At 54.7% G+C, this 16,031-nt stretch carries 18 protein-coding genes and 1 pseudogene; 14 read left to right on the plus strand and 5 right to left on the minus strand.

The genetic code is table 11. From position 1 onward, the window contains the following. Window positions 1-389: 389 nt before the first annotated feature. From ABTW62_RS04205 to ABTW62_RS04220, 4 genes are all read left to right on the plus strand, one after another. Complete coding sequence (locus tag ABTW62_RS04205; protein WP_430903332.1) at window positions 390-1,079, plus strand: O-methyltransferase; 690 nt, start codon at window positions 390-392, stop codon at window positions 1,077-1,079. A gap of 59 nt (window positions 1,080-1,138) precedes the next feature. Further along, the gene (locus ABTW62_RS04210; RefSeq protein ID WP_430903333.1) at window positions 1,139-1,396 is read left to right on the plus strand and encodes a DUF2024 family protein; all 258 of its coding nucleotides are present in this window, start codon (window positions 1,139-1,141) and stop codon (window positions 1,394-1,396) included. Window positions 1,397-1,474: 78 nt separating this feature from the next. Then, window positions 1,475-1,987 (plus strand): invasion associated locus B family protein, encoded by a 513-nt coding sequence (locus ABTW62_RS04215; protein ID WP_430903334.1) that lies wholly within the window; start codon window positions 1,475-1,477, stop codon window positions 1,985-1,987. A gap of 21 nt (window positions 1,988-2,008) precedes the next feature. Continuing rightward, on the plus strand, window positions 2,009-2,356 hold the full coding sequence (locus tag ABTW62_RS04220) for an ArsC/Spx/MgsR family protein (RefSeq protein ID WP_430903335.1): 348 nt from the start codon (window positions 2,009-2,011) through the stop codon (window positions 2,354-2,356). Window positions 2,357-2,494: 138 nt separating this feature from the next. Here the strand turns inward: ABTW62_RS04220 and rplS are convergent, their stop codons facing one another. Genes rplS through rpsP form a run of 4 tightly spaced genes read right to left on the minus strand, consistent with a single transcriptional unit; the run spans window position 2,495 to window position 4,525 of the window. Then, window positions 2,495-2,890, minus strand: a complete 396-nt coding sequence (gene rplS / locus ABTW62_RS04225) for a 50S ribosomal protein L19 (RefSeq protein WP_430903337.1) — start codon at window positions 2,888-2,890, stop codon at window positions 2,495-2,497. A 2-nt stretch (window positions 2,891-2,892) separates the two neighbouring features. Next, entirely contained in the window at window positions 2,893-3,705 is an 813-nt protein-coding gene (gene trmD, locus ABTW62_RS04230) for a tRNA (guanosine(37)-N1)-methyltransferase TrmD (RefSeq protein ID WP_430903338.1), read from the minus strand. A gap of 12 nt (window positions 3,706-3,717) precedes the next feature. Further along, window positions 3,718-4,245, minus strand: a complete 528-nt coding sequence (rimM, locus tag ABTW62_RS04235; protein WP_430903339.1) for a ribosome maturation factor RimM — start codon at window positions 4,243-4,245, stop codon at window positions 3,718-3,720. Window positions 4,246-4,255: 10 nt separating this feature from the next. Further along, window positions 4,256-4,525 carry a 30S ribosomal protein S16 gene (gene rpsP, locus ABTW62_RS04240; protein WP_430903340.1) on the minus strand — a complete coding sequence of 90 codons (270 nt, stop codon included), beginning with the start codon at window positions 4,523-4,525 and terminating at the stop codon, window positions 4,256-4,258. Window positions 4,526-4,949: 424 nt separating this feature from the next. Here rpsP and ABTW62_RS04245 point away from each other — a divergent pair, with 424 nt between their 5' ends. The 10 genes from ABTW62_RS04245 to ABTW62_RS04290 all read left to right on the plus strand — a co-directional run bounded on the left by ABTW62_RS04245 (window position 4,950) and on the right by ABTW62_RS04290 (window position 15,250). Then, window positions 4,950-6,278, plus strand: coding sequence for a (Fe-S)-binding protein (locus tag ABTW62_RS04245; protein ID WP_430903341.1), 1,329 nt, complete (start codon window positions 4,950-4,952; stop codon window positions 6,276-6,278). A gap of 312 nt (window positions 6,279-6,590) precedes the next feature. Next, a complete protein-coding gene (gene coq7, locus ABTW62_RS04250) occupies window positions 6,591-7,217 on the plus strand; it encodes a 2-polyprenyl-3-methyl-6-methoxy-1,4-benzoquinone monooxygenase (protein WP_430903342.1) in 627 nt (208 codons plus the stop codon). A gap of 32 nt (window positions 7,218-7,249) precedes the next feature. Further along, a complete protein-coding gene (locus ABTW62_RS04255; protein ID WP_430903351.1) occupies window positions 7,250-7,810 on the plus strand; it encodes a YqgE/AlgH family protein in 561 nt (186 codons plus the stop codon). 30 nt (window positions 7,811-7,840) lie between these two features. Continuing rightward, a complete protein-coding gene (ruvX, locus tag ABTW62_RS04260; RefSeq protein WP_430903343.1) occupies window positions 7,841-8,308 on the plus strand; it encodes a Holliday junction resolvase RuvX in 468 nt (155 codons plus the stop codon). Next, window positions 8,295-8,831, plus strand: coding sequence for a bifunctional pyr operon transcriptional regulator/uracil phosphoribosyltransferase PyrR (gene pyrR, locus ABTW62_RS04265; RefSeq protein WP_430903344.1), 537 nt, complete (start codon window positions 8,295-8,297; stop codon window positions 8,829-8,831). Before ruvX ends, pyrR begins: the two co-directional genes overlap by 14 nt. 131 nt (window positions 8,832-8,962) lie before the next feature. Then, window positions 8,963-9,913: an aspartate carbamoyltransferase catalytic subunit gene (locus ABTW62_RS04270; RefSeq protein WP_430903345.1), complete on the plus strand. Its 951-nt coding sequence runs from the start codon at window positions 8,963-8,965 to the stop codon at window positions 9,911-9,913. Window positions 9,914-9,926: 13 nt separating this feature from the next. Continuing rightward, window positions 9,927-11,222, plus strand: a complete 1,296-nt coding sequence (locus ABTW62_RS04275; RefSeq protein WP_430903346.1) for a dihydroorotase — start codon at window positions 9,927-9,929, stop codon at window positions 11,220-11,222. Window positions 11,223-11,304: 82 nt separating this feature from the next. Beyond that, on the plus strand, window positions 11,305-13,404 hold the full coding sequence (locus ABTW62_RS04280) for a M3 family metallopeptidase (RefSeq protein ID WP_430903347.1): 2,100 nt from the start codon (window positions 11,305-11,307) through the stop codon (window positions 13,402-13,404). 707 nt (window positions 13,405-14,111) lie between these two features. Next, window positions 14,112-14,789 (plus strand): hypothetical protein, encoded by a 678-nt coding sequence (locus ABTW62_RS04285; protein ID WP_430903348.1) that lies wholly within the window; start codon window positions 14,112-14,114, stop codon window positions 14,787-14,789. A 245-nt stretch (window positions 14,790-15,034) separates the two neighbouring features. Continuing rightward, complete coding sequence (locus ABTW62_RS04290) at window positions 15,035-15,250, plus strand: hypothetical protein (RefSeq protein ID WP_430903349.1); 216 nt, start codon at window positions 15,035-15,037, stop codon at window positions 15,248-15,250. 243 nt (window positions 15,251-15,493) lie between these two features. On the opposite strand, the pseudogene ABTW62_RS04295 reads toward ABTW62_RS04290, so the two are convergent. Beyond that, window positions 15,494-15,991, minus strand: a pseudogene (locus ABTW62_RS04295) (Ig-like domain-containing protein); the annotation flags it as partial. Between the last annotated feature and the right edge of the window lie 40 nt (window positions 15,992-16,031).

The raw sequence follows: 16,031 nt of genomic DNA on the forward strand, positions 1-16,031 counted from the left end.
ATTAGCTTGCAAATGAAATCGATGGATTCGCCTGCCAGGCTAGGCGCAAACCGCAGTCATAGCCGTAGCTATGGCGAGGATTTGCAACAACGCATGACAGGCGAAGGCGCGATTTCATGTAATCGGTTTGGCGGAACGGAGTACTAGGAGGCTGTCCGAGAATAGACTGATCTACTGCGGACGATTCTGGCTGGCTGGATTTTCCGATCCTTTTCGTTGAATAGAACGACTATTCGCCTCAAATGATCGAAAAATCCAACTCAACCAGCCTCTCCCTCGCTACGATCGCTATTCTCGGACAACCTCCTAGAATATTTTGCCGCTTCTACCGTTCAGCCCCCAGCTGAAGTTTCCTGGATAATTGATCAAGTAATGAGGAGGACCGAGTTATGACCAATCTGCAAATGCCGGGCAGTGACAATTCGAGTGTGCTTGCACCGGTCGATCCCGCGATCGAGCATTACATGCTGACCCTGATGGGGCAAACCGACCATGAGGTGCTGACCGAGATGGAGGCCTACGCCTGGGAGAATAATTTCCCGATTGTGGGACGGCTCGTTGGTGCTTCGCTGGAAATGCTTGCAAAAATGATTGATGCCCGCAGGGTATTTGAGTTCGGAAGCGGTTACGGCTATTCTGCGTACTGGTTTGCTCGGGCGGTTGGGCAGGGTGGTCAAATCATCTGCACCGACAGCAACCCGCTGAATCAGGAAAAGGCCGCGCAATATCTCAGTGCTGCGGGGCTCTGGGAGAGGGTGGCTTATCACACAGGCTATGCGCAAGATATTTTTGCGCAAACTGAAGGCATGTTCGATATCTGTTATAACGACGCCGATAAGGGTGGATATCCCGATATCTGGCACATGGCCAAGGAGAGGATCCGGCCGGGAGGCTTGTATATTGCCGATAATGTGCTCTGGCATGGCCGAGTGGCTGTGGATGATTTTACCGATACCCATCCCGGCTGGACCGAAGCGATCAAAGCGCACAACCAGTTGATTTTCAGTGATCCGGCGTTTGATGCATTCATCAATCCCACGCGAGATGGCGTTATCGTCGCCCGGCGAAAAATGGCATAATATCGGCCATCCAATCGATTCAGCTTATTTTTAATTGATCTATTTTAAGGAAGAAATTTATGCAAATTCATGTTTATGATACTTACGTCAAAGCCAAGGATGGTCACATTATGCATTTCGATGTGTTTACCGATGTGCGGGATGACAAGCAAGCAATTGAATTTGCCAAGCAGTGGCTGGCTTCCATCGGGGAAGCTGATGCGGCCGTGACCAGCGAAGAGTGCCGCTTTTGTCACAGCCAGGGCGCGCCTGACGAAGTGGTCGAAGCCATTAAGCAGAACGGATACTACATTTATAAAATGGAAGGCTGCAACTGATAAGTCTCCATATCGGATTGTGCGCTGGATACCGAATGGGATAATCACAATGAATATGCAAATATGGAGTTTCATGTAATGAGACGAACATTCACTCGAATAAATATGCTTCTGGCCGCGCTTGTCACGAGCGGTATGGTGCATGCGGCCGAACCCAAAGCGATCGGTGAGTTTGATGACTGGACTGCCTATGTCTACCTGGAGAACAAGAGCAAGGTTTGTTACATGGTCAGCAAGCCCAAAAAGAAAGAAGGTAATTATTCCAAGCGGGGAGATGTGTTCGCGCTCGTGACCCATCGTCCTGCGGAAAAAAGCAAGAATGTATTCAGTTTCGTGGCGGGCTACCCATTCAAATCGGATAGTGAAGTAACCGTTCAGATCGGCGCCCAGCAGTTCAAGCTTTTTACTCAGGATGAAACCGCCTGGGCGTCTGATGCGGCGGCCGACAACAAATTGGCGGTTGCCATACGAGGCGGCAGCACGATGATTGTCAAGGGTGTTTCGGCACAGGGTACCGCAACAACGGATACCTTCGGATTGAAGGGCTCTTCTGCGGCCCATGCGGCGATTTCCAAGGAATGTGGTATTTAATGAAATCCGGGCAGGCCTATTATGGACGATAAAATAACCATCTATCAGAAATCTACCTGCAGCAAGTGCCGTGCGACTTTGGCGATTCTCGACCAGAGTGGCAAGGCATTCGACAGCATCAATTATTACGAGCAGCCGTTATCGGTCGAGTTGTTGCGTGAGCTGGCGCGCAAGCTCGATATGCCGGTCCGGGGGCTTCTGCGCGCGGATGAACCACTTGCCCAGGGCAGCGAATCGCTGAATGATGAAGCGTTGTTGCAGCTGATGGCAGACAATCCGGATTTGATCCAGCGTCCGATTGTTGTGCGTGGTGATGATGCGGTACTGGGCCGGCCGCCGGGAAATGTCAGCAAGCTGTTGGCTGAGTAAAGTGCTGCGTGCAGCACGATAGGGCGGAGGCGTGATATGACAATGCTGCAGGCCGCGCTGATGTCGGCAGCCAGGTGAGTCAGCGCGGGATGGGTTGTGGTGTTGCACCCGTCCCGCGTGTTTTCTGCTGTGGCGTTTTTATTTGGTCTCGGCCGCGGCAGCGTTCCTGCTGGTGCCGCGTGCGGGCAGTTTTTCCCGGATTCTCGCAGACTTGCCTGAACGGTCTCTCAGGTAATAAAGTTTTGCCCGACGCACCGCACCCCGTCGCTTGACTTCCATGCTGGCAATCAATGGGGAATAAGTCTGGAAAGTACGTTCGACAGCTTCGCCGCTGGAAATTTTTCGCACGATGAATGAGGAATTGAGTCCGCGATTGCGTTTGGCAATGACGACGCCCTCAAAAGCCTGGACGCGTTTGCGATCACCTTCCACGACGTTCACATTGACGACAAGGGTGTCACCCGGAGAAAAGTCCGGAATCGTCTTGTCCAGTCTTGCTATTTCCTCGCGTTCCAACTGCTCGATTAAATTCATTTTCATTGCTCCTGTTTTTTTATCATGTTCATGGGCTGGCTGGCAGCTTGTGAGTGTTGTGCTGCTTTAAATTCTTCTAGTAATTTCTGCTCATCTTCAGGGAGTCCCTCCGGGTATTTCTTTGCCAGTAGATCGGGCCTTTTAAGCCAGGTCCTGCCAATCGATTGCTGCAACCGCCAGCGCTCAATTTTCGCATGATTGCCGGAGAGCAGCACCTCGGGAACAGGTTGCGCCTGATAGACTTCGGGTCGCGTGTAATGCGGATATTCCAGCAGGTGATCGACCAGGGAGTCCTGATCAGCTGAAGTGGCATCACCCAGGGCACCGGGAAGCTGCCTCACTAAGGCATCGACCAGCACCATGGCCGCCAATTCTCCGCCAGAAATCACATAATCTCCAATTGAAATCTCTTCATCCACTTGGCGCTCGATCAACCGCTCATCGATTCCTTCGTAACGGCCGCACAGCAGTATCAAACCTTCCAGCCTGGACAGCTGTAAAACTTTTTCGTGATCCAGGCATTTCCCCTGGGGCGAAAGGTAGATAACACGCGATTTATTGACAGCATGCCCGGCTTGCCAGGCTTTGGCGTGGGTAACTGCCTGGTCCAGTGGCTGCGCCATCATGACCATGCCCGGTCCACCGCCATAAGGTGCATCATCGACTGTCCGGTAACGATTGGTCGCATAATCACGCGGGTTCCAGGTGCGCAGACGATATAAGCCGTTTTTATTTGCCCGGCTCGTTATACCGAATTGCGTAATCGCATCGAACATGCCCGGCAGAAGCGTGATGACATCGATCTCAAATGACAAAACTCACCGCCTTCAATAGTCCAGCCCCCAATCTGCCGTGATCCTCCGGGATTTCAGGTCAACCTCGACGATGATCTGATCGATGAAAGGGATCAATCTTTCCTTGTCGCTTCCCGCAAGGCCGACTTGTAGCACCTCGTTCGCACCGGTCTCGAGCAATCCGGTGACAGTGCCCAGTGCCTCGCCTTGCGTATTGCAAACGTGCATGCCGATCAGGTCCAGCCAGTAATAGCCGTCTTCCCCGTTTTCGGGTAGCTGTGGCAACTCGCTGCGTGGCACCGCAATCTGCAATCCTTTTAGTTCGGAAGCGCTGGTGCGATCACTCGATCCGGCCACCGTGGCAATCAAGCGGCCGTCATGAATAATATATGAAGCGGGATGCACTGCTCGCCAATGGCTTCCATCTTTGCCAAGCCACCATACCGGATAATCAAACAGTCCCTCGATTGTTTCAGTATAAGAGGCAATTTTAAGCTGGCCGCGGATGCCATGCGGCCCGATCACATGGCCCAGCACCACCATTTGCTCGCCTGCCGGCAAAGCGTTTGGCTCAGTCTTGGGCTGGCGTGTTGTGCTGTTGCTTACCAAATTGCTTGACGAGTCTTGATACCGTGTCGGACAGCTGTGCGCCTTGAGACTGCCAGTATGTCAGGCGATCCATGTGAATACGCAAACTTTCCTCGCCACCGGTTGCGCGCGGGTTGTAAAACCCTACGCGCTCAATGAACCTGCCATCCCGTCTGCAGCGGGAGTCTGCCACAACCATGCTGTAAAAAGGACGTTTCTTGGCGCCGCCGCGTGCCAGTCTTACTACTACCATAGTATCCCTTATTAAATGATTTATTTGTAAACTAAAACCCGTAATTCTATGGTAGTTTTCAGGTAATTAGCAAGCGATAAAATCAAGTTTTGAGGGAAGATTCGTCTGTCGGGGTGCAAATAGCAACATGCTCATGAACCTTTTTCAGTCATCCTGCAGTAGTAATGAAAATCTCCGCCACGGCATCTGCTGGATTGCCGCGCCGCCTATGTGGCTCGCAACCACGAAGTATGGAGGGATGCGCTTGCGTACCGTAATTCTGGAAGGCAACCAAATGGTCAAGCTCTGCCGGCCGTGTCAATAAATACCGGTTATGCCGATCCAGGAAAAGCTATCTATGCATATAGATGAAGATGAAGTTGAATTGCAGATGAGTGGACGGCGTGATCGCTGAAAATCGGAATCTCTAAACAGTTTTTAAAATATGAAAAATTCATCATTCCACCCAGCAAACAGTACAGAAAACCAGCAAGCACTCACGCCTGCGGATCCATCGGCTGAATTGCTCGCCGAGGCAAACCGATGTGTGGCTTGCGGACTCTGTCTGCCGCATTGCCCAACCTATCGTCTGACGCAGTCGGAAGCGGACTCGCCGCGTGGCCGCATTGCGCTGATGAGCGGCGTCACCAGCGCGCGCATCCCCATGAATGCGCGCTATGTGCAGCACATGGACCGCTGTTTGACTTGCCGTGCTTGCGAACGGGTCTGTCCGAACAGCGTTGCCTATGGCCGCTTGATCGATCATGCGCGCACCATGATCCAGGCCAATGTCCAAGTCAGGGTCAAAGACGGGGGAGGTGGGCAGTCACGGCAGGGCCGTTTGCGGCATTTTCTTGAGCGGGCCTTGATTGCTCATCCGGCTCGTTTCGACATGCTGCGCCCGTTTGTGCGTTTAATGGTCAAAAGTCGTCTTCTGGCCATGCTTTTGCGGCTGAATATACTGAAAAAACATGCGCTGATACAGTCCCAGTGGTTTCTGACCCATCGTCTTCTGCCTGGTCATTTTTGGCGCACTTCATACCCGGCCAAAGGACAGCCGCGTGGCGCTGTCGCATTGTTCCTGGGTTGTGTGGCGCGTGTAATCGATATGGAAACGCTCCTTTCGGCGCTGACCGTACTGAACCGGCTGGGCTATACGGTGCATGTGCCGCGCGCGCAAACCTGCTGCGGCGCGCTTTACCAGCATGCCGGCCTTGCCGATGAGGTGGCAGCACTCGCTCGGCGAAATCATCAGGCATTCGCCGGGCTGGACATTCAGGCCATCCTCAGCACCGCTTCGGGTTGTGGTGCTCAGCTGGCGGATGTCGCGGCGCAATCACCAGCGCATGCAGCAGCTGTGCCGGTCATGGATATCAACCAGTTTCTGGCTGGGCAAGACTGGAGCGGAATCCGCTTCGCCCCCTTGCAGAGGAAAGTGGCCGTGCATGAAGCCTGTACCCTGCGCAACGTTTTGCGTGCATCCAGCCATCTTTACCCGCTGCTGGCACGGGTGCCCGGTCTTGAAATCCAGGCGCTGGCCGGCAACGACCAATGCTGCGGGGCGGCTGGCACCTATTACCTGGACCAGCCCGCGTTCGCGAATGCCTTGCTTGATGATAAACTGCAGGCTATCGAGCAGGCGGATCCCGACTACCTGGTGACGGCCAATGTCGGGTGTGCATTGCATATGGCCAATGGCCTGATGAAAAAAGGGAGAAATATCGAGGTTCTGCATCCTGTGACATTGCTTGCGCGGCAAATGCGTATACAATGAAAAGCATGGGCAAGCGCGCAGCGCATTTTCCCCATTCGGCAATGTGATGCAGGCGGGTGATGGCCAAGGCTGGAACCCAAATCAGGCGCAGCAAGCCGATCATGGACCATCGAGGCTACTTTGCCGTTGCCTGGGGATTGGAGCGCGCCACGTGTTGCAGGGGTAGGCAGCCGCCATTCGGCGGGCGAGTCGATGCCCCACACCCCACAATAGCTGTACTATGAATATTCGGAGTTTTTGCCCGGAAACCTGTTTCGGCGTTTCGCGCGGAATTCAGTCTTAACGCGGCCACATCGATAAGAGAGAAGAGCCATGCTGAAGGTAGATAAATTAATCATTGGTTTTGATAATGCTTTGCGTACACTGCTGGTGCCAGCCAATACCATCCGCCCGGTGCCAGGCAGGAACCTGCCCGAAAATGAATTGAGCGAAGCCGAAAAACGTGAATCGGTTGCGCTGATGCGGATTAACCATGTCGGCGAAGTCTGTGCGCAGGCGCTTTATCAGGGTCAGGCGCTGACAGCGCGCAATGTCACGGTACAGCAAGCCCTGAGCCAGGCTGCGCGCGAAGAGACCGAGCATCTCGCCTGGACGGAACGGCGCATTGCCGAATTGGGTGGACGCAAGAGTTTTCTCAATCCGCTCTGGTATGGCGGTTCATTCACGTTGGGACTGGTTGCTGGTGTGCTTGGCGATAAGTGGAACCTGGGTTTCCTGGCCGAAACGGAGCGCCAGGTCGAAGCGCATCTGGCCGACCATTTACGCCGCCTGCCTTATCAGGATGTCCGTAGCCGTGCGATCGTGTCGCAGATGAAAGTCGATGAAGCGTGTCATGCAACCATGGCCATTTCGCATGGGGGCGGCGAGCTGCCTCTGCCTGTCAGGCTGGCCATGAAGCTTGGCTCGAAGACCATGACGCGCACGGCCTATTGGGTTTGATTGCACAACTTTTTCGAATCGACAACGCTGTGATGCAAAACGTCAATCTCACCGATCATTTTCTGATTGCCATGCCCAGCCAGGAAGATTCCTTCTTTGCCAAGACCTTGACCTATATTTGCGAACACAATGAGCAAGGTGCGCTGGGACTGGTGGTCAATCGCCCGACCACCCTCTCGGTCGAGGAATTACTGAAACAACTCGGCATGTCGCCCAAGACAGTCACGCCTTCGGATTCGATGGTGCTGCTGGGCGGACCGGTGCAAATCGACAGCGGGTTCGTATTGCACCAACCTATCGGATCTTGGAAAACGACACTATCCGCCAATACGACCATAGGGTTGACGGCTTCCATCGATATCCTGCAGGCGGTTGCGGATTGTCAAGGCCCTGAAAAAATGCTGGTGACACTGGGTTATTCAGGCTGGTCAGCCGGCCAGCTTGAACAGGAGCTGGCGCAAAACGCCTGGTTGACGGTTCCCGCCTCGGCGCAAATCCTGTTCGAGCTATCGACCGAGCAACGGCTGCCTGCTGCCATGCAATCGCTCGGCATCGATTTCAGCAATTTATCCAATGAAGTCGGCCATGCCTGAGATACTCCCTGGCGAGCGATCAGGGCCGTTATGCGCATGAACGAAGGTCTGGCATCCCTTTCCCGCAACGCGTCATCCGGCACCGTGCTTGCGTTCGATTTCGGGAAGCGGCGGATAGGGGTCGCCATCGGTGAATATGAATTGCGCTTGGCGCATCCGTTGACAACCATCGATCAGGTCGTGACGAAACTGCGCTTTGACAGTATTGCCGAGTTGCTTGAAACCTGGCAGCCGGTGCTGCTGGTGGTGGGGCTGTCTGTCCATGCAGACGGGACGGAGCATGAGCTGACCCATTTGTGCCGCCGTTTTGCCAGACGCCTGGAAGGCCGTTTTGGCGTGCCGGTCGTATTGGTCGATGAGCGCTACACGACGATCACCGCCCGTTCCGCGCTAGAGGAAGCAGGTGTCTCGGGCAGAAAACAACGGCCGATGATCGACCAGATTGCCGCCCAGCATATCCTTCAATCCTTTTTCGATGCTTCCTATGCCGCTTCCTGACGCAGAACAATTGCTTGCCGCACTCATCGCGCAACTCCGGCCGGCTGTCGCCGATGATACAATTATCGTCGGGATCCATACCGGCGGCGCCTGGCTGGCGCAACGCATCCATCAGACATTGCAGGTCAAGACCCCGTTAGGTGTGCTGGATATTTCTTTTTATCGTGATGACTACAGTAAAATAGGGCTGCACCCGCAGGTCAAACCCTCGCAGCTACCGTTCGAAGTCGGAAACAGCCATATCATCCTGGTGGATGATGTGCTCTATACCGGCAGAACGGTCCGCGCCGCTGTGAATGAATTGTTCGACTATGGCCGTCCGGCCAGCATTCATCTGGCAGTGCTGGTGGATAGAGGCGGCCGGGAGCTGCCGGTTGCGGCGCAGTACACCGGCACAACGCTGTCTTTACCGGCAAATAGCATGCTGGAACTGAAACAGGCCGAAGACGGGCGGCTGAGTCTGGGTCTGCGCGACATTGTCAGTGGCGCCTTGTCCGGGCGGGGCGCTGCGGCAGATTGCTGAACCTGCTGTGGCCGTTGGCGTGATATGGCCACTCCCGGCTTTCGGGTGACGGCGCTCATCCTGCCGTTTGACTGCTTTCTCTATCCATCAACCCGCATGCTTTTCCACATCTAAGTTAGACATCCAAGATCATGAGTGCGCATCCGCAACTGAACAAAAATGGCGAACTGCAGCATCTGCTCACCACGGAAGGACTGCCCGCATCGATTCTGCAGCATATTCTCGATACGGCGGAATCGTTCACTGGCGTGACCGAGCGGGAAGTCAAGAAAATCCCTTTATTGCGGGGCAAATCGGTCTTCAATTTGTTTTTCGAACCGAGCACCCGTACCCGCACCACTTTCGAGATCGCGGCAAAACGTCTCTCTGCCGACGTCATCAATCTCAACATGGCGGTATCGTCGCAAACCAAGGGTGAAGCGCTGCTGGATACGGTCGACAATCTCTCGGCCATGCATGCGGACATGTTTGTGGTGCGTCACAGCCTGAGCGGCACGGCGCACCTGATCGCCAAACATGTCAGGCCCGAGATTCATGTCATCAATGCCGGCGATGGCTGGCATGCCCACCCCACGCAGGCCTTGCTCGATGTTTTTACAATCCGCCGCTACAAGCAGGATTTCCGGGCGCTGCGGGTAGCAATTATCGGCGATATCCTGCATTCTCGGGTTGCGCGTTCGCAAATTCATGCGTTGACCACGCTGGGTGTGCCGGAGATCCGGGTGATCGCGCCGAAAACCCTGCTGCCTGCTCGGGTCGAACGTCTGGGTGTACATGTCTACCATGACATGGCATCAGGATTGAAGGATGTGGACGTATTGATGATGCTGCGCCTGCAGCATGAACGCATGCGATCGGCGCATTTGCCCAGCAGCGAGGAATATTTCAAATATTACGGATTGACCCCTGAAAAGCTCGCGCACGCCAAGCCCGATGCGATCGTGATGCATCCCGGCCCCATGAACCGCGGCGTGGAAATTGACTCGGATGTCGCGGACGGTACCCAGTCGGTGATACTGCCGCAGGTCAATTTCGGCATTGCCGTCCGTATGGCAGTTATGTCTATTCTTGCCGGAAACTAAAACGCTACTTGCCATGAAAATCTGTATCCAGAAGGGTCGTTTAATCGACCCAGCCAGCGGTCTCGATCGGGTCGGCCAGCTTTATCTGGCTGATGATAAAATCGTGTCGATCGATACCTGCCCGGAAGGCTTCCAGAATTGCCGCACAATCGATGCCAGCGGGCTGGTCATTGCGCCCGGCCTAGTTGATTTGTCCGCGCGCCTGCGTGAGCCGGGGCTGGAATACATGGCTACGCTCGAATCGGAGCAGGAAGCGGCCGTGGCGGGCGGCATTACCAGTCTGGCCTGTCCGCCCGATACCGATCCGCCGCTGGACGAGCCAGGACTGGTCGAAATGCTCAAGCATCGCGCCCGCAATCTCGACCGGGCGCGCGTCTATCCGGTCGGGGCGCTGACGCAGGGGCTCAAGGGCGAGCGGCTGACGGAAATGGCCGAACTGCATGACGCGGGCTGTATCGCCTTCAGCCAGGCGGATGCGCCGTTTGTCAATCTGCATGTGCTGATGCGGGCGATGCAGTATGCCGCCACTTTTAACTTTGCGGTATGGCTGCATCCCCAGGATGTGCATCTGGCCAATTTGGGCGTGGCGCATGAGGGCGAAATTGCCACCCGGCTGGGCCTGCCGGCGATTCCGGTGTGCGCGGAGACGATCGCGCTGTCCAACATTCTCTCCTTGATGAAGGAAACGGGCGCCCGTGTCCATCTTTGCCGTATCTCCAGTGCCGAGGGGGTAGCCCTGGTGCGGACAGCCAAGCAACTAGGCCTGGCGCTGAGCTGTGATGTGGCTGCTCATCACGTGCATTTGACAGATATGGATATCGGCTTCTTTGACACCAATTGCCATCTCATGCCACCGCTGAGAAGCGTGGCCGACCGCGATGCGTTGCGCGCGGGGCTGCTGGATGGCACGATCGATGCCATCTGCTCGGATCATGCGCCCGTCGATGACGATGCCAAGCTGGTGCCGTTTGCCCAGTCCGCGCCTGGTGCAACTGGCCTGGAGTTGCTGCTGCCGCTGGTCCTGAAGTGGGCGCAGGAGAGCCGCTTGCCGCTGGCCGATGCGCTCGCGCGTGTCACCTTGCAACCTGCCCGGGTGCTGGGGGTGGATGCAGGCCGCCTGGCCCCCGGTGCAGTGGCTGATTTGTGTCTTTTCGATCCTGACGACTATTGGACGGTCAGTCCCTCGAGGTTGAAAAGCCAGGGAAAGAACACACCTTTTCTCGGTATGGAATTATGCGGCCGTGTAAAATTCACCCTGGTAGGCGGGCAGATTGTTTATGATTCCGGTCACGCTGGCTTGCCGCGCTGAGGGTATCGTGCGCGTAAACACGCCCGGCATGCTTGCGCGGCCGAATTGTCATCCTTAACTTACGCGAATTGATTATCTGATTATGAGAAACCCATTGCTCGATTTTTCCGGTCTTCCGCATTACGAGGAAATCCAGAACGCACATATCACACCGGCTATCGACGAGTTGTTGCGCGATTGCCGCACCGTTTTGAATAACGTCAGGCATCCGTCAGTATTGGCCAATTGGCAGGATTTCGTACAGCCGATGGTGGATGTGAATGAGCGCCTGGCGCGTGCCTGGGGGCAGGTGTCGCATCTGAATGCCGTCATGAACAGTCCCGAATTGCGCGAAATCTATACCGCCAACCTGCCGCGCATTACCCAGTATTACGCCGAAATCTCGCAGGATCCGGTGCTGTTCGAGAAGTTCAAGCAGTTGCGTGCAAGCGCCGACTTCGATGGGCTGAGCCAGGCACGCAAGAAAATGGTCGAGAATCAGCTGCGCGATTTCAGGCTGGGCGGCGCGGAGCTGCCAACCGAGGAAAAAGCCCGTTTCATGCAGATTCAGGAAGAGCACTCCGCGTTGAATGCAAAATTCAGTGACAATCTGCTCGATGCCACCAACGCATTCCATCTGCTGATCGAAAACGAGGAGCAGTTATCGGGGATTCCGGCAGATGTGCTGCAGGCAGCCCGGGATGCCGCCGAACAGGATCCGGCGATCACCCGGCCGGGCTGGAAATTCACATTGCACGCGCCTTCCTATCTGCCGGTCATGCAATATGCGGATAACCGGGCGTTGCGTGAGCAGATGTACCGCGCCTACGCGACGCGCGCAAGCGAGCTGGAAAATTGCCTGGAGCAGGGCGAGGGGCGCGACAACATGCCCTTGATCGAACAAATCCTTCGTTTGCGTCAGGAAGAAGCCAGATTGCTTGGCTATGACAATTACGCACAGGTTTCGCTGGCGCCCAAGATGGCGGAAACGCCCCAGCAAGTGCTCGATTTCCTGAACGAGCTGGCTGCTAAAGCCAAGCCTTACGCGCACAAGGATCTGGCGGAGCTGGCGCAATTTGCCGCCGATAAGCTGAAGCTGAATCAGCTCGAAGCCTGGGATCTGGCCTATGCCAGCGAGAAGCTGCGCATCGAACGCTATGCTTTTTCCGACCAGGAGGTCAAACAATACTTTCCGGAAAACAAGGTCTTGCCTGGTATGTTCAAGCTGGTGGAGGCGCTCTATGGTATCCGCATCCATGAAGCGGAACGCCCGGTGCAACGCTGGCATCCAGATGTAAAATTTTTCGACATTCTGGATGCCAAGGGAGAATTGCTCGGTCAATTCTACCTCGACCTTTACGCTCGCCCCGGTAAGCGTGGGGGTGCCTGGATGGATGACGCCATTACCCGGCGGCGGATCGAGGTGCCGGAGATCGGCCGCTCGGAAATCCAGACCCCGGTCGCCTACTTGACCTGCAACTTCTCCGCGCCCGTCACGATCAACGGCCAGCTGCGTCCGGCATTGTTCACGCATGATGAAGTGATCACGCTCTTTCATGAATTCGGCCATGGTCTGCACCACTTGCTGACCCAGATCGATGAACTGGGCGTCTCCGGCATCAATGGTGTGGAATGGGACGCGGTCGAACTGCCGAGCCAGTTTATGGAAAATTTCTGCTGGGAATGGGAAGTTGTGCGCGACATGAGCGCGCATGTGGAAAGCGGTATGCCGCTGCCGCGCGCCTTGTTCGACAAAATGCTCGCAGCCAGGAATTTCCAGAGTGGCCTGCAAACCCTGCGCCAGATCGAATTCGCCTTGTTCGACATGCACTTGCATACCGATTTCGATCCGCATGGTGATCAGACCGTTATGCAATGCCTGGATGCCATTCGCCTCCAGGTCGCTGTCATCATTCCACCGGCGTTCAGTCGCTTCCCCAGCAGCTTTGCTCATATCTTCGCCGGGGGCTATGCTGCGGGCTACTACAGCTACAAATGGGCGGAAGTCCTGTCAGCCGACGCCTATAGCCTGTTCGAGGAGAATGGTGCTGGCCAGGTCGTCAACGCGCAAACCGGCGCGCGCTTCTGGAACGAGATTCTGGCTGTTGGCGGCAGCCGCTCCGCGCTCGAATCATTCATTGCATTCCGCGGACGCGAACCCAAAATCGATGCGCTGCTGCGTCATCATGGCATGGCGGCCTAACCTCTTCCGGCATGGGTTCATGATGCAAGGAAATAAGACGCCATCATGAACCATTCCGCTTATCGAGCCGAATACACGTCTGCCAAGGGTGCGTTTACGCACCGCAAACCCGGGATAAACGCAAGTACCCAGGTAAAAACCTAGCTGTAGAATCTTCACCCGCCAGAACAACCAGGCCGTGTGCTCCCGCAGCTACCTCCGCACATCCCCTTATCCCGGCCCGCTTGAATCATCTGAGCGAATCCATGCCTCTGTTATTCGTGTAGATTGGTGCCCATTCGTGGTTATCAAAAAAAAACGCCAGTTGCCCGGCGTTTGAATTTTCTCTGATTATGGTTGTTTCTTGTTGGTATGCTGTTTTAGAGAGTCTCGGTTGAGAAAATCTGTATTATTGATACCGTTTATATTAAAGCAATAAATATGCCAAGTATACATATTATTGATTTATTAGCATTAATCTTGTAAACGAAAAACGCAGATTGGAAAATGTAAATTTTTCTGACAGCGGTAGGAGCTAAAACGCAATTCTCGGGTGCGCTTGCGCACCATCCAATTTGAAGGTTGCACACTCGTTGGTATCCGCCGCAGCAGGATTTTTGTTCGATACGACGGGGAATATATTAGAATTTCAGTCCAAGTGGGGTGATTTGGATTGACAAGAGCCTTTACCGGGAAGTTCTGACAATAAACCAAGAGGTGATCACAATATGGGGCAAGCTATCAAACTATTTTTAGTTGTGCTGCTGAGCAGCGTGCCATTTACTGTCAATGCGCTGGTTTTGGAGCAGGCGCCTTATTTTTTTGATGTTGGACATGATGTTGGGGGGGATGGTTACCTGAGTGTGGGATCTGCGGGCACTCAGGTTGCGGAGGACTTCCGGTTTGCAGAGGATGTGATCTTGACATCGATCAGCTGGTGGGGCAGTTACGATCCTTCTGCGCCGGAAACGGAGTCATTTACTGTACGCATTATCGGAGATGGCGGGGGCGGAAATCCAACGCCAGGTTTTCCGCCGCTGTATGAAACTTTTTTTACTGGACTGGGGAAGGATAGCGGGTTTGTCGATCTTTTTGGCGAAACCGTTTTCCAATATAAAGTGGCTGGTCTCAATTGGTCATTGCAGGGTGGAGTGGACTATTATCTCTCTATTTTCAACAATGACGGAGCATCGGATTGGTATTGGCTGGAGAGCCAGGCGGGTGATAATAGAAACTGGTATCGTGACAATGATACCGGTGCATGGTCTGTTGATAGTCCGGATGCTCTGAATATGTCATTTCGCCTGGAAGCTGTTCGAGTTGCCAGTATACCTGAACCAGCCACCTGGCTATTAATGCTCATCCCTTTGATTGGGCTGTATCGTAAAGCAGTTGCAACCATGTAATTGCCCCCAACAGGGCGTGCTATCCCGATAGCTGAGTCGTGCGTTCTCAGGCAATTTCCGGGCTTGTGGTGCGTAAGTGCGCCCTGTAGGCGCCTTACCACTTATGTGGTCAGCGTAGGGTGCGCTTGCGCACCGGTTTTTGTCATGCGAGGCGATATGCTGGCGGTGGTTAGAGTTTTACTGCGACCTTCGCCAACTGCTATCCCCGTTTTGCGAGGTGCTTCGCACAGAAGCAATCCGGTGCGATGCCGGAGTGTATCAGGAGAATTGCCTGGCAACAGGCAGCATTGAGCGATGGATGCATGGCGGCAGCCTGGGCCGGGCTGTGGAATGATGCATTACCGGCTAAGCGGTGCGCAAGCGCACCCTATGCGCTTTGCCATTTGAATGCGGTCAAGGGTACGCTTGCGCACTGTCCAGCCGAATGGTTGCGTGACCGTTGGTGCTTGCCTCCTTGGTGATTCAATGGGGGTGGATCGATATCGATCAATATACTGCTCTGAATGGTTTTGGTTTGACTCCTCCAGCCAGAAACTGCTGTTCTGGCCGGGGTGATAGGTTAGCAGAGGATTATCGTGCTGTTATTTGATAACGTTCACATTCACGGATGTTGTGGTAGTGTTGCCCGCATCATCCTGTGCGACTGCCTGAATCGTATGCGCACCGGCTGAAACGCGTCTTGGTCGAGTGTTCCAGTTGGTGCTGAGCGTGCTGCCTTCGCCTGTCGCGAGAAGCTGTCCGTCAATATAAATCGCTAGTGCAATACCGGCATCACCACTGTTATCGGAAGCATTGACCGTGATCGTCACATTGTGTGACACATCCCCTGCGGCTGGATTGATAATTTCGACAACAGGCGGCTCGGTATCTTCATCTACAGTGATAATTTCATTATCCACGTTTACTTCCACAACATTCGATGCGGCAGCATTGCTAGCCTCGTCGAATGCGTGGACGACAAGGGTTGCCTTACCATTGGGCGTGCCGTTGGAATCCCACGAGAAAGCGAACGGCTCGGATGTGTCAATCGCCACTTTGGTTTCGTTGACCCATAATTCAGTGCGCACCACGCCGACGTTATCGGTCGCTTCAATATCTACTGGCACCAGTCCGGACACGGTTGCGCCCGACAGTGGCTCCAGGATGGAGACCTGCGGAGGTTCAGTGTCCACGATGGGCGCTGTAGCCGTAACGGCCTGCACCGCGGCGCCGGCATCGACCCGGCCGTGCCCGAAGTAGGGA

The sequence above is a fragment of the Nitrosomonas sp. ANs5 genome (assembly GCF_050584665.1).
Lineage (GTDB): Bacteria > Pseudomonadota > Gammaproteobacteria > Burkholderiales > Nitrosomonadaceae > Nitrosomonas.